The sequence below is a fragment of the Thermoactinomyces sp. DSM 45892 genome (genome assembly GCF_900107305.1).
Lineage (GTDB): Bacteria > Bacillota > Bacilli > Thermoactinomycetales > Thermoactinomycetaceae > Baia.
In genome coordinates, this window is sequence record NZ_FNPL01000015.1 from 82,639 (window position 1) to 96,861 (window position 14,223).

Annotated in this window: 10 protein-coding genes and 1 other annotated feature; of the genes, 4 read left to right on the plus strand and 6 right to left on the minus strand. The window is 48.9% G+C overall.

Annotated features, from left to right (window positions below; translation table 11 throughout):
• Positions 1–2 precede the first annotated feature (2 nt).
• Entirely contained in the window at positions 3–6,029 is a 6,027-nt protein-coding gene (locus tag BLU58_RS16955; RefSeq protein ID WP_093292653.1) for an alpha-helical endospore appendage domain-containing protein, read from the plus strand.
• An 85-nt stretch (positions 6,030–6,114) separates the two neighbouring features.
• Here the strand turns inward: BLU58_RS16955 and BLU58_RS12740 are convergent, their stop codons facing one another.
• On the minus strand, positions 6,115–6,876 hold the full coding sequence (locus BLU58_RS12740) for a hypothetical protein (protein WP_143123784.1): 762 nt from the start codon (positions 6,874–6,876) through the stop codon (positions 6,115–6,117).
• Between the two features lie 211 nt (positions 6,877–7,087).
• Between BLU58_RS12740 and BLU58_RS12745 the strand changes: the two genes are divergently transcribed.
• A complete protein-coding gene (locus BLU58_RS12745; RefSeq protein WP_093292657.1) occupies positions 7,088–7,474 on the plus strand; it encodes a hypothetical protein in 387 nt (128 codons plus the stop codon).
• 75 nt (positions 7,475–7,549) lie between these two features.
• Here the strand turns inward: BLU58_RS12745 and BLU58_RS12750 are convergent, their stop codons facing one another.
• From BLU58_RS12750 to BLU58_RS12770, 5 genes are all read right to left on the minus strand, one after another.
• The gene (locus tag BLU58_RS12750) at positions 7,550–8,080 is read right to left on the minus strand and encodes a CvpA family protein (protein WP_093292659.1); all 531 of its coding nucleotides are present in this window, start codon (positions 8,078–8,080) and stop codon (positions 7,550–7,552) included.
• Positions 8,081–8,335 carry a cell division protein ZapA gene (gene zapA, locus BLU58_RS12755; RefSeq protein ID WP_072336599.1) on the minus strand — a complete coding sequence of 85 codons (255 nt, stop codon included), beginning with the start codon at positions 8,333–8,335 and terminating at the stop codon, positions 8,081–8,083.
• A 165-nt stretch (positions 8,336–8,500) separates the two neighbouring features.
• Positions 8,501–10,933, minus strand: coding sequence for a phenylalanine--tRNA ligase subunit beta (gene pheT, locus BLU58_RS12760; RefSeq protein WP_093292661.1), 2,433 nt, complete (start codon positions 10,931–10,933; stop codon positions 8,501–8,503).
• A gap of 17 nt (positions 10,934–10,950) precedes the next feature.
• Positions 10,951–11,952 carry a phenylalanine--tRNA ligase subunit alpha gene (pheS, locus tag BLU58_RS12765; protein WP_093292663.1) on the minus strand — a complete coding sequence of 334 codons (1,002 nt, stop codon included), beginning with the start codon at positions 11,950–11,952 and terminating at the stop codon, positions 10,951–10,953.
• 59 nt (positions 11,953–12,011) lie between these two features.
• Positions 12,012–12,276 (minus strand) — a binding site (T-box leader).
• Positions 12,277–12,333: 57 nt separating this feature from the next.
• The gene (locus BLU58_RS12770) at positions 12,334–13,128 is read right to left on the minus strand and encodes a TrmH family RNA methyltransferase (protein ID WP_176786664.1); all 795 of its coding nucleotides are present in this window, start codon (positions 13,126–13,128) and stop codon (positions 12,334–12,336) included.
• Between the two features lie 113 nt (positions 13,129–13,241).
• Here BLU58_RS12770 and sspI point away from each other — a divergent pair, with 113 nt between their 5' ends.
• Together sspI and BLU58_RS12780 are read left to right on the plus strand one after the other, a co-directional pair.
• The gene (gene sspI, locus BLU58_RS12775) at positions 13,242–13,478 is read left to right on the plus strand and encodes a small acid-soluble spore protein SspI (protein WP_093292667.1); all 237 of its coding nucleotides are present in this window, start codon (positions 13,242–13,244) and stop codon (positions 13,476–13,478) included.
• Positions 13,479–13,634: 156 nt separating this feature from the next.
• Positions 13,635–14,198, plus strand: a complete 564-nt coding sequence (locus BLU58_RS12780) for a histidine phosphatase family protein (protein ID WP_093292669.1) — start codon at positions 13,635–13,637, stop codon at positions 14,196–14,198.
• Positions 14,199–14,223 lie beyond the last annotated feature (25 nt).

Consider the following 14,223-nt stretch of genomic DNA (forward strand, 5'->3'; position numbering starts at 1 on the left):
CTATGTGGAACTCCGATTGGCCTCCTATTACTCCCTTCGATCGAGAAGAAGCTATTAATTTTCTATTACTCTCTATTGCTTTGGAAGAGTTGGCTTTAAGCCATATTTTGAATGCCGAAGGGGAAAAAGTACAGTACGCTCTCGGAACACTACCCGGTATTACATCACCACCTACATCCATTAACGAATTGCTTCAAATAAATGAGAGCGTCAATAATACCATTCAAGAAGCAACCTTATTGGAAAAAGAACTAAACGCTAAGTTGAAGAAGGCATTGTCTATTCCGATCTCAATTGGACCCACAGGACCTACGGGCGCGACGGGACCAAGTGGAGGCCCACCTGGACCCCTCGGGAATACAGGGCCTCAAGGGAATACAGGACCCCAAGGACCGACTGGGCCAACCGGACCAACTGGTTTTTTTGCTACAGGTGATTTCTTATTTTTAGTGCAAGGAAACACGGGGGCAAGCGGAAGTGCTCAAATGGGTTTCGGGGATATACTAAACTTTATATCCAATACATTAGAAATTGAGGTAACATCTGGTTCCGCCGATGTGAGACTAGAAGTTCCGACCGGGGCTAACGGACCGACTGGGCCTCAAGGCGTTACGGGACCTCAAGGACCAACTGGACCCCAAGGTGATACTGGACCTCAAGGTGATACTGGGCCTCAAGGATCGACTGGACCCCAAGGCGTTACGGGACCTCAAGGATCGACTGGACCTCAAGGCGTTACGGGATCTCAAGGAGTCACGGGGCCTCAAGGCGTTACGGGACCTCAAGGTGATACTGGACCTCAAGGATCGACTGGACCTCAGGGAGACACGGGACCTCAAGGCGTTACGGGACCTCAAGGCGTTACGGGACCTCAAGGATCGACTGGACCTCAGGGAGACACGGGACCTCAAGGCGTTACGGGACCCCAAGGCCCAACTGGACCTCAGGGCGTTACGGGACCTCAGGGGAACACTGGACCTCAAGGTGATACTGGGCCTCAAGGTGATACTGGACCTCAAGGTGATACTGGGCCTCAAGGATCGACTGGACCTCAGGGAGACACGGGACCTCAAGGCGTTACGGGACCCCAAGGTGATACTGGACCTCAAGGTGATACTGGGCCTCAAGGCGTTACTGGGCCTCAAGGCGTTACTGGGCCTCAAGGCGTTACGGGACCTCAAGGCGTCATGGGACCTCAAGGCGTTACTGGACCTCAAGGCGTTACTGGACCTCAGGGAGACACGGGACCTCAGGGCGTTACGGGACCTCAGGGATCGACTGGGCCTCAAGGCGTTATCGGACCTCAAGGCGTTACGGGACCTCAAGGATCGACTGGACCTCAAGGCGTTACGGGACCTCAGGGCGTTACTGGGCCTCAAGGATCGACTGGACCTCAAGGTGATACTGGACCTCAAGGGAACACTGGGCCTCAAGGTGATACTGGACCTCAAGGATCGACGGGACCTCAAGGCGATACGGGATCTCAAGGAGTCACGGGGCCTCAAGGCGTTACTGGACCTCAAGGTGATACTGGACCTCAAGGTGATACTGGACCTCAAGGTGATACTGGACCTCAAGGTGATACTGGGCCTCAAGGCGTTACTGGGCCTCAGGGACCGACTGGACCTCAGGGAGACACGGGACCTCAAGGACCAACTGGACCCCAAGGCAATACGGGACCTCAAGGCGTTACTGGGCCTCAAGGATCGACTGGACCCCAAGGCGTTACTGGGCCTCAAGGCGATACGGGACCTCAAGGACCAACTGGACCCCAAGGTGATACTGGACCTCAAGGACCAACTGGACCCCAAGGTGATACGGGACCTCAAGGCGTTACGGGACCTCAAGGCGTCACGGGACCCCAAGGCGTTACGGGACCCCAAGGCGTTACGGGACCTCAAGGCGTTACGGGACCTCAAGGACCAACTGGACCCCAAGGTGATACGGGACCTCAAGGTGATACTGGGCCTCAAGGATCGACGGGACCTCAGGGGGACACGGGACCTCAAGGACCAACTGGACCCCAAGGTGATACTGGACCTCAAGGTGATACTGGGCCTCAAGGCGTTACTGGGCCTCAAGGTGATACTGGGCCTCAAGGTGATACTGGGCCTCAAGGATCGACGGGACCTCAGGGAGACACGGGACCTCAAGGACCAACTGGACCCCAAGGCAATACGGGACCTCAAGGCGTTACGGGACCTCAAGGTGATACTGGGCCTCAAGGTGATACTGGGCCTCAAGGATCGACTGGACCTCAGGGAGACACGGGACCTCAAGGATCGACGGGACCTCAAGGTGATACTGGGCCTCAAGGATCGACTGGACCTCAGGGAGACACGGGACCTCAAGGACCAACTGGACCTCAAGGACCAACTGGACCCCAAGGTGATACGGGATCTCAAGGATCGACGGGACCTCAAGGCGTTACGGGACCCCAAGGCGTTACTGGACCTCAGGGAGACACGGGACCTCAGGGCGTTACGGGACCTCAGGGATCGACTGGGCCTCAAGGCGTTATCGGACCTCAAGGCGTTACGGGACCTCAAGGATCGACTGGACCTCAAGGCGTTACGGGACCTCAGGGCGTTACTGGGCCTCAAGGATCGACGGGACCTCAAGGTGATACTGGACCTCAAGGGAACACTGGGCCTCAAGGTGATACTGGACCTCAAGGATCGACGGGACCTCAAGGCGTTACGGGATCTCAAGGAGTCACGGGGCCTCAAGGCGTTACTGGACCTCAAGGTGATACTGGACCTCAAGGTGATACTGGACCTCAAGGGAACACTGGGCCTCAAGGTGATACTGGACCTCAAGGTGATACTGGGCCTCAAGGATCGACGGGACCTCAGGGAGACACGGGACCTCAAGGCGTTACGGGACCCCAAGGTGATACTGGGCCTCAAGGTGATACTGGGCCTCAAGGATCGACGGGACCTCAGGGAGACACGGGACCTCAAGGCGTTACGGGACCCCAAGGCGTTACTGGGCCTCAAGGCGTTACGGGACCTCAAGGTGATACTGGACCTCAAGGACCAACTGGACCCCAAGGTGATACGGGATCTCAAGGATCGACGGGACCTCAGGGAGACACGGGACCTCAAGGCGATACTGGACCCCAAGGCGTTACTGGACCTCAGGGAGTTACCGGGCCTCAAGGATCGACTGGGCCTCAAGGCGTTATCGGACCTCAAGGCGTTACGGGACCTCAAGGAGTCATGGGACCTCAAGGCGTTACGGGACCTCAAGGCGTTACGGGACCTCAGGGAGACACGGGACCTCAAGGACCAACTGGACCCCAAGGCAATACGGGACCTCAAGGCGTTACGGGACCCCAAGGCGTTACGGGACCCCAAGGCGTTACGGGACCTCAAGGTGATACGGGACCTCAAGGTGATACTGGGCCTCAAGGTGATACTGGGCCTCAAGGATCGACTGGACCTCAGGGAGACACGGGACCTCAAGGACCAACTGGACCCCAAGGCAATACGGGACCTCAAGGCGTTACGGGACCTCAAGGACCAACTGGACCCCAAGGTGATACTGGGCCTCAAGGTGATACTGGGCCTCAAGGTGATACTGGGCCTCAAGGATCGACTGGACCTCAGGGAGACACGGGACCTCAAGGCGTTACGGGACCTCAAGGCGTTACGGGACCTCAAGGACCAACTGGACCCCAAGGTGATACTGGGCCTCAAGGTGATACTGGGCCTCAAGGATCGACTGGACCTCAGGGAGACACGGGACCTCAAGGACCAACTGGACCCCAAGGCAATACGGGACCTCAAGGACCAACTGGACCCCAAGGCAATACGGGACCTCAAGGACCAACTGGACCTCAAGGACCAACTGGACCTCAAGGACCAACTGGACCCCAAGGTGATACGGGACCTCAAGGTGATACTGGGCCTCAAGGATCGACGGGACCTCAGGGGGACACGGGACCTCAAGGACCAACTGGACCCCAAGGCAACACGGGACCTCAGGGCGTTACCGGGCCTCAAGGATCGACTGGGCCTCAAGGCGTTATCGGACCTCAAGGCGTTACTGGACCTCAAGGATCGACGGGACCTCAGGGAGACACGGGGCCTCAAGGCGTTACGGGACCTCAAGGCGTTACTGGGCCTCAAGGTGATACTGGACCTCAAGGTGATACTGGGCCTCAAGGATCGACGGGACCTCAGGGAGATACGGGACCTCAAGGCGTTACGGGACCTCAAGGCGTTACTGGGCCTCAAGGATCGACGGGACCTCAAGGCGTTACGGGACCTCAAGGACCAACTGGACCCCAAGGTGATACTGGACCTCAAGGATCGACTGGGCCCCAAGGCGTCACGGGACCTCAAGGAGTCACGGGACCTCAGGGCGATACCGGGCCTCAAGGATCGACCGGGCCTCAAGGCGTTATCGGACCTCAAGGCGTTATCGGACCTCAAGGCGTTACGGGACCTCAAGGCGTTACTGGGCCTCAAGGTGATACTGGACCTCAAGGTGATACTGGGCCTCAAGGATCGACTGGACCTCAGGGCGATACGGGACCTCAAGGCGTTACGGGACCTCAAGGCGTTACTGGGCCTCAAGGATCGACTGGACCTCAAGGTGATATTGGGTCTCAAGGATCGACGGGACCTCAGGGAGATACGGGACCTCAAGGCGTTACTGGGCCTCAAGGATCGACGGGACCTCAGGGCGTTACCGGGCCTCAAGGAGATACCGGACCTCAAGGATCGACTGGACCTCAAGGTGATATTGGGCCTCAAGGCGATACTGGACCTCAGGGAGACACGGGACCTCAAGGCGATACGGGAACCCAAGGCGTTACTGGGCCTCAAGGATCGACGGGACCTCAGGGCGTTACTGGGCCTCAAGGATCAACTGGACCCCAAGGTGATACGGGACCTCAAGGTGATACTGGGCCTCAAGGATCGACTGGACCTCAGGGCGTTACCGGGCCTCAAGGAGATACCGGACCTCAAGGATCGACTGGACCTCAAGGTGATATTGGGCCTCAAGGCGATACTGGACCTCAGGGAGACACGGGACCTCAAGGCGATACGGGAACCCAAGGCGTTACTGGGCCTCAAGGATCGACGGGACCTCAGGGCGTTACTGGGCCTCAAGGATCAACTGGACCCCAAGGTGATACGGGACCTCAAGGTGATACTGGGCCTCAAGGATCGACGGGACCTCAGGGGGACACGGGACCTCAAGGACCAACTGGACCCCAAGGCGTTACTGGACCCCAAGGTGATACGGGACCTCAAGGTGATACTGGGCCTCAAGGATCGACTGGACCTCAGGGCGTTACCGGGCCTCAAGGCGTTACGGGACCTCAAGGCGTTACTGGACCTCAAGGGAACACGGGGCCTCAAGGCGATAATGGACCTCAAGGACCAACTGGACCCCAAGGCAATACGGGACCTCAAGGCGTTACTGGGCCTCAAGGATCGACTGGACCTCAGGGCGTTACCGGGCCTCAAGGAATCACAGGGCCTCAGGGCGTTACCGGGCCTCAGGGGAATACCGGACCTACAGGACCGAACGTAGCATTATTCGGATTCTCTGCTCAACGTGCCTCTACTGTGATTAATACGGATACACAATTAGGATCATGGACCGTGACTAGCCCCTACTACACAGGAACTGGGTTTAACGCAGCAACAGGAAACTATACCATCCAACAGTCAGGAAGATACTCTGTTAAACTGGTGATTAGTTACCAGGCTGCAGCACTAACGGTCACTGTTGGCGCTGGACCAAATCCATCATTTGTCGTACGCCGAACCTCTCCCGTCGTAACAGACTTGGTAACTGGTTTACTCCCACTATTAGATATTAATGTAGCGCTCGTTCTAACAATAAGAGGCCCTCTAGGGTTTGCCTCCATCACCTTAACAGGGGATTTTGATCTAACGGCGGGAGATGTGATTGGTGTCTTCTATGAGGCAGACGGTTTAGCAACCAATTTAACACTAAGTCCGATCGGCCCCTCATCCACTGTTTGGTCCGTCCACAGGTTAACTTAATCGATCAACTGTAATAAACGATAACAAAAAACAAACAACTCTCTATCATTCCAAGAGTTGTTTGTTTTTTTATTCATTGAACAGACTATTTTACTACTTCAGTCAAAGTCGCTTTCACCCGTGGAATATAGTACTGGGTATAAGCTTCATAACCAGAATCCGTTCCGATGATCAACCAAAGCTTCCCGTCGCTATCTGATTTTATATAGTAAGGCTTCTGCGCATTAGTAAAATTCTTGATTTCGAAGGAATTATCAGTGGTCTTTTCTTTCCCAATTGTACCAATCAATGCTGCATTTTTCCCACCTTCAGCCTGCTGACCATGATCCACATTTAAGCGATAGTGGTTATTATCTGCTACATACGATTTGGGTTCAATGGTGGAAGCTCCTGCTTTCACAAACACAGAATCCCCGGGAGATCCACCTACACCAAATGTACCTGACGGTGTGTTGGTTGCGATATCAAAATCAAAGTCTACCTTATACGTAGTATTTGGTTTTACTTTGTGTGTGGTATGTATTGGCTTTGTAACATACATGAACAAATCATCACTATGATTGCTCCCACCCAAATGAAGACCTTTTTGTTGCTTGCTTAAATTTTTAGGAAGGTCGCGTAAAGAGTATGATAATTTCCAATCACTTTCTTTACCCGGCGGATAGTCTGAAAAGCCACCGCTCCATCCGTTATAGCCACTGTTAAACGTATCTTCTAGTACGATTTTCTGAGCAATCTTCTGCTCTGCTTGGGCTGCTGAAACTGGCTGTGCTCCAGTAAATCCAACAAACACTCCTCCTACTACAAGGGAAGTTGCAAGAACGGCAGAAACTGTCTTTTTCTTCATAATCTCCATACCTCCATTTATATATTTCTCGTCATCAAGTAGTTCGAATTCTACAAAGCGAGAATACAATTTCATACTAAACTTTCACCATCACTTTTACAACTATAGAATTATAAAAAAATATAAATAATTATAAAGCAACATTTACTTATAAAATAGAACCTGCTATGGTTAATAAGGTTTTTCAAATCATTTTTTGGGAGGCAATCATATGTTTAAAAAATGCATTACTTTCGTTACGGGTTGTAGCATCATGATGGTAACAGCTACTGGAGTATCTGCCGCGGAGGAGAAGCTAGAGATCCCGTATAAAGGAAAAGATCACCCATGTAAAACAAGCTTCACTCAATTTAATGCCACGCTCACAAAAGAAGCTGTCGATAAGGGCGGGGTTACCTCTTTAATGGAACCATCCCTCTCATCAAAGCCTCATGATCAACTCCCAACAAAACTTTTTTATGGAACTCATATGTTTAGTGGAGTTGTTCATGGAGAAGAAATAAACGGATCAGATAAATGGTATGTTGTACATAACATGTGGGCAAATACCTATATCCATTCTTCTAACTTTGAAAAAGACGTAAAATGTCTCTGGTAATCAACTGTTCCTATTCGTAAAAATAAGGACGGCTCCTTTCTCTAATGGTAAGAGAGAAGGGAGCCGTCCTTATTTTTACGGTGACTTTCCTTTAAACAATTCTATTACTTCATCTTTTAAATCAGGAGTAATCGCCAAAATCTGTTGAGACAAGAAGGAATCCTGCACTTTGTTATGTACATTTGGTACAGGAACAAACGAAAAGACATTTACCACTAAAACCAGTAAAATGGCCATCCTCAAGAATCCGAAAACAAGACCACCTGTCTGATTAACCGCTGATAAAACAGGAATCTTGGCTATATTCCCCGCAACTCCACCAATGAGCCGGAAAATCGCTCTGGCTACAAGGAAGATTACCACAAATGCGAGGAATGAATAGACAAAGTTACTGACCGGGAATAGTCCCCACACACCTGTTTCAGGCACAATTCCAGGGAACCAACCTGAGATGGTTTGGGCAAAAGGTCCACTCAATTTGTACGCGAGATATATGCTTACAATGGTGCCAAGTAACGCGAATACTTGACGGACTAACCCTTGGCGGTAGCCTTGAAAGCAGGCCGCTGTGATCGCGAGTAATAGGATCATATCAATCCAATTCATCTAAGGTTGATTATCCTCGATCAAATGCATGATTTCGTCGTATTCCTGCTTCAATCGCAAGTATTCATCTGCAATATTAAAAGCAGATAATACTGCCAAACGCGTCATATCTAAACGAGGATTTCCTTCTGCAATGCCTTTCATATTTGAATCTACCAACCCAGCTACTTGGCGAGTGTAGCTGGGGGTTGCTTTCCCAATGATAGGATAGGTCTGTCCATAGATCTCTACATTCATACGAGAACGTTGTACCATTCATATCACCAACCCACACGTAGACTGTTTTTCTTGCATGTTGTATACCAATTGAAATGTTCATTACCCGATCTTCATTGGAATAAAACGATCCTGTCTCCTAAGTCTATCACTAATTAGGCTTATTTTGGGTGATCGAGAGCTAATGGAATTAAAATCGTCACATTAACTTCGCAATACGGCGCCTAATGTAGTCTGCAGATGTTCAACTACTTTTAAATGGGTAGCGGACACTTCGGCATCCGTTAGCGTCCGGTCTGTTGCTCGGTAAACGAGCGAGTAAGCGATGCTCATCTTACCTTCTCCCACTTGTGAGCCGATAAATACATCGAATAGGCGTACCGATTCAAGAAGTTCTCCAGCTACTTCATGGATTCCTGCCTCAAGGACTCCTGCCTCTACATTTTTGTCAACAACCAGAGCCAAGTCGCGGGTGACGGCTGGGAAACGCGGGATCGCTTGATAGCGAACATCTTTCTGAATTGCTTGTTGTAAGCGATCGAGATCAAGCTGAACTATTACAGTCTCTTTGAGATCATGCTGTTTCGCCAATTGCGGATGCATCTGTCCAAGTACGCCCATTACCTCTCCATTATAAACCAATTCAGCAGTACGTCCTGGATGAAATCCCTCATGGTGGCTTGCCGCTTGAATCTCAACGTTAGACACGCCGATTCGCTCAATAATAGCTTGCACAATCCCTTTTGCTACATAGAAATCGCCACCATGCATTGCTTGACGGTTCCAACGGGCAGAGCGAAGGTCGCCTGTTAATAGGAAAGCGAGTTCCATGCGCTCTTCAGGAAGTTCTGTAAGCTTCTTCTCTTGCGTTACATATACCCGGCCCATCTCGAAGATAGCAAGATCTTCATTACCATGCTTCACGTTATACGCTGCCGTCTGAACAAGCTCTGGCAAGAGTGTTGTACGTAATACAGCATGTTCACTAGACATCGGCATCGCCAAGCGAACGGGACCCACTGATGGAGTAAGAGCTCCTACTTCGGTCCCTCGCTTGCTTGAAGTAAGGCTATACGTAAGTACTTCGGATAATCCAAGATCAATCAAGAGATGACGTAGCTTACGACGCAAACGCTGTGAATCGGATAAATGCCCTGGCTGTTGTTGGCCCCATGGTAAGGTCGTAGGGATGCGGTTATATCCATAAATCCGCGCCACTTCTTCAATTAAATCTACTTCTAATTGAATATCTGGACGACGTGTTGGAACTTGAACGTGGTGAGTCTTTTTCTCCGCATCAAAGTGAGACGCGAAGCCTAAACGGCGAAAGATCTCTATAACTTGCTCCTCACTAATACTCGTTCCTAACACTTTCATAAGACGATCATGACGCAAGGAAACCGTCACTTCTTCAATTTCTCCCGAGCGCTTTACGATCACCCCTGAGCCTACTTGCGCCCCTGCGACCTCTTGCAACAATTGAACGGCACAGTTTAATGCAGGTAAGATCCGCTCTGGATCAACTCCTTTTTCGAATCGATTGCTTGCTTCCGAACGCAGACCTAATTTGCGAGATGCACGGCGAATCAAGGTAGGATCAAAGTATGCAGATTCCAACAGCACGGTAGTGGTATGAGGACGGACTTCTGAAGACTCACCGCCCATAACACCAGCAAGCCCTAGGGTCTGCGCGCCATCTGTGATAAGTAACGTTTCATCGTCTAATGCCCTTGTCACTCCATCTAGTGTCACAACCGTCTCCCCTGCTCTAGAACGTCGAACGACAATCTCTCCTGTTGGAATCGTTTGAAGGTCAAAAGCGTGTAAAGGTTGTCCTGTCTCAATCATCACGTAGTTAGTTACATCGACTACATTATTAATTGGACGAATCCCTGCTGAAATCAACCGATTTTGTAGCCATTGTGGAGAAGGTCCAACTTGAATTCCCTTTACCACTTGCACTGCATAAAATGGGCAATCTTCTTCTAGATCCGTCGTGATTTCGATTTGTGTGTTTTCAGTGGATAAAATCGCTTCTTTTCTCTCTGGGAAACGAAGTTCGCGATTAAAGATGGCTGAAAGCTCATAAGCAACTCCCATCATACTTAAGCAGTCAGAACGGTTTGGCGTAAGCTCTAACTCGACTACTTGATCATCCATCCCGAGGTATTCTTTGATATCTTGTCCGATTACCGCATCGGTTCCTAACACCAGAATCCCTTGCTTTTGATGCTCCATTAAGAACTTGTCTGGGATTCCTAACTCTTTTGCTGAACAAATCATACCGCGAGAAGCAACACCACGTAATTTGGTATCCTTAATTTTAATTCCGCCTGGCAAAGTAGCTCCCTTGACCGCAACCGGAACCAACTGTCCAGCTGCTACATTAGGCGCGCCACATACGATTTGGAGTGGTTCAGAATCCCCGACATCCACTTGTGTGATATTTAGTTTATCTGCTTCAGGATGCTTCTCTACTGATAAAACATGTCCGACCACAACATGACTCACTCCATTATCACGAGTGTAGATCACTTCAACCTCAATCCCAGTACGATTTAACTCTTCTGCAATCATCTCAGGGGTAATCCCTGTCAAATCTACATACTCCGAAATCCAATCATAGGAGACTAACATGTATCCCCTCTCCTCTCTTAAACTGATTTAAATTGACGTAAGAAACGCAAGTCATTGTTATATAGGTGACGAATATCATCAATGTCATACTTTAGCATCGCAATCCGCTCTACTCCGAGTCCAAAAGCAAATCCTGTGTAGCGCTCTGAGTCATAGCCTGCTTTTTCTAATACACGTGGGTGAACCATACCAGCTCCTAGGATTTCCAGCCATCCTTTTTCTGGATGGTAAATATCCACTTCTACACTTGGTTCCGTAAAAGGGAAATAACTAGGACGTAAGCGTACTTCTGTATCTGGACCAAACATCTTCTGAATCAGTTGTAGCAATACACCTTTTAACTCCCCCATCGATACACCACGATCTACCACCAAGCCCTCGATTTGTGTGAATTGGTGTGAATGGGTCGCATCATCGTCGTCACGGCGATATACTTTCCCTGGCATGATGATTCGAACGGGTACTTCTCCTTCTCTGGCTAGCAATGTCCGACCTTGTACCGAAGAAGTATGGGTGCGTAACAAAATTTCAGGAGTGATATAGAAAGAATCCTGCATATCGCGAGCTGGATGATCTTTAGGAAGATTCAACATTTCAAAGTTATAGTGATCTAGCTCCACTTCTGGACCCTCTGCGATTTCAAAGCCCATCCCGATAAAAATATCTTCAATTTGCTCGATTACAGATTGGAGCGGATGAATCGAACCTGGTTCAAATGATACGCCTGGTAGCGTTACGTCAATGGTTTCACTTTGTAGCTTGGCTTCTAGTTCCGCGGACTCCACTGCTTCAATTTTTTGTGCAAAGGCTATTTCAAGTGCAGCTCGCACCTCATTCGCAAGCCCGCCTATCACTGGGCGTTCCTCAGCGGATAGAGAACCCATCCCACGTAATACCGCCGTTAATTCCCCTTTTTTACCGAGGTATTTTACTTTTAAATCTCTAATCAGTTCCATTTCAGAAGCGGACTGAATTTCTTGTAACGCCTCCGTACGTAGACTTTCTAAACGTTCACGCATAGGAATACACCCCTATATTCAATAAATTTTCAAGACAAAATAAAAAAGACCTCTCCCTACAAAGGGACGAAAGTCTTTCCGTGGTACCACCCTTTTTGAAAGAAAGTCCTGAAACAAGCTCAGCTTTCTCTTTCCACTTTCGAACCTGATAACGGTGGCTAAAACCGGAAATCCTCTATTTAGAAGACAATCATCTATCTTCTGTTCAAAGATTCAGCTCACAAGTGAATTCGGCAGTCGCTTCCATAGAGGCACTTGCAGTCTAGGATACCTCTTCCCTGAAAAGGAGCACTTCTGCATACTAATCTTGCTCATCGCTGTCATTCATTTTCCACATTGATTATCGCTATTATAACGAAGTCAGCGTCAGCTTGCAATCGATTATCGATAAGACTGGCGCACTCGCTCGTACATTAAAATCGCTCCCGTTACGGATACGTTAAAAGACTCTGTATTCCCTGGCATCGGGATCTGAACTTCAACATCTGCTTGCGCCAGAACATCAGGATTTACTCCACGTCCTTCATTGCCTAGCAAAATCGCCGTACGACTCGGAAACGGATAGTCGAAGTGACACTGCCCTGCATGCGGGGACGTGCCCACAATCGTAATCCCTTTTTGCTTCATCGATTGAATCGCGAGTTCCAGATTGCGCGGAAAAATCGGCACATGAAAGATCGCCCCCATCGTAGCACGGACTACTTTCGGATTATATAGGTCTACCGTACCATGCCCCATATATACTCCTGTAATCCCCATACCCTGTGCCGTCCGCAATAGCGTTCCTACGTTACCCGGGTCCTGTACTTCATCTAACAAGAGGAACGTAGAAGTATCTTGCTCCAATAGGTCGTCTTCCTCCCACTTGTGCATCTCAATCTCTGCCATCGCCCCTTGGGGAGTTTCTGTTTCCACAAGTGACTGAAAAATCGGGGAAGGAAGTACATAGTATGGAGATTTTATCTGATGAGTACTAAAAAACTTCTCCCATTTTTCCCGTTGCTCTTCTTCTACCATCACAGCGACGAAATTCGCTCCCGATCGCACTGCTTCTTGAATCAGATGCTCCCCTTCGATCAGGAAACTTTGATGTTCTTTACGTCCTTTTCTCGTCTTTAACTTCTTCCATCTTTTTAAGGCTGTATTTTGCATAGAAGTAATGATTGTCCAAAGCATATATCCGAACTCCTTCAAAATTGGTTCATTCATTATACCATTGCCATCATATTGGATAAAGAGACACATAATCGGCCATTCTATTGAAAAATAGGGTAAAGGAGGCGCATCCATTGAATTTTAATATCCGTGGCGCTGTCTTACATAATATTAGTGGTATGGCCGAACAAGAATTAGAGGGAATGATCGTCGATTCAATCAAGCAAGGCGATGAAAAGCTCTTACCAGGTCTAGGTGTGCTTTTTGAAGTCATATGGAACAATAGTACCGAACAAGATCGCGATCAAATGGTTGATACACTCCATAATAAAATCACGACAGGCCCTAAGCCTGATCCATTTGGTCCTTGAACCTAAATTACTTGCCATACAAGAGGTTGATTGTTTCAGCCTCTTGCGTAGGTTTCAAACACTGAATATTCTTTTTTAAAAACGTTTTCAAAAACAACATTGTTCAACTCTTCACGATTTGATATGATAGGTATAAATGGTAAAGGAGGGAGCGCGTTGAAATCTCTTATCGTTGTCCGCCATTGTGAAGCAGAGGGGCAAGATCAGGAAGCTCCCCTAACTACTAATGGATTTACGCAGGCAGATGAATTAACTAAATTTTTCATAAATCGAAATGATAGCGTTTCCAAAATTATCTCAAGCCCTTATAAACGTGCAATCCAAACCATTCAACCACTCGCAAAGCATTTGCAAAAAAAGATTATCAAAGATGAGCGATTATCCGAAAGAGTACTCTCCCCGACTCCGCTTGATAATTGGGTAGAGGTACTGGAAAAAAGCTTCGAAAACCTTGACTTCTCAGTCGAAGGAGGAGAGTCTAATCGGCAAGCATTTCAGCGTGTTGCTCCCCTGATTCGAAGGGAGCTAGAGAGTGAAGAGTCTACGGTTGTCTTTGTTACACACGGTAACCTCATGACTTGCATCCTAAAATACTTTGATCCTCAAGTTGGCTTTCAAGAATGGAAATCCTTATCGAATCCAGATGTGTTTCAAGTCACTTTTTGCCCCAAAGGCACCACTCTGAATCGAATTTGGTCAGAACAAATAACTTGTAAATAGCGGTAAAAACACCAAGCTAGTGAAA

Excerpts from the sequence above, each read along its gene's own strand:
- BLU58_RS12750 (WP_093292659.1), bottom strand. The coding sequence starts at position 8,080 with ATGAATTGGATTGATATGATCCTATTACTCGCGATCACAGCGGCCTGC.
- pheT (WP_093292661.1), bottom strand. The coding sequence starts at position 10,933 with ATGTTAGTCTCCTATGATTGGATTTCGGAGTATGTAGATTTGACAGGG.
- BLU58_RS16955 (WP_093292653.1), top strand. The coding sequence starts at position 3 with ATGTGGAACTCCGATTGGCCTCCTATTACTCCCTTCGATCGAGAAGAA.
- pheS (WP_093292663.1), bottom strand. The coding sequence starts at position 11,952 with ATGCGTGAACGTTTAGAAAGTCTACGTACGGAGGCGTTACAAGAAATT.
- BLU58_RS12740 (WP_143123784.1), bottom strand. The coding sequence starts at position 6,876 with ATGAAGAAAAAGACAGTTTCTGCCGTTCTTGCAACTTCCCTTGTAGTA.
- zapA (WP_072336599.1), bottom strand. The coding sequence starts at position 8,335 with ATGGTACAACGTTCTCGTATGAATGTAGAGATCTATGGACAGACCTAT.
- BLU58_RS12745 (WP_093292657.1), top strand. The coding sequence starts at position 7,088 with ATGTTTAAAAAATGCATTACTTTCGTTACGGGTTGTAGCATCATGATG.
- BLU58_RS12770 (WP_176786664.1), bottom strand. The coding sequence starts at position 13,128 with ATGCTTTGGACAATCATTACTTCTATGCAAAATACAGCCTTAAAAAGA.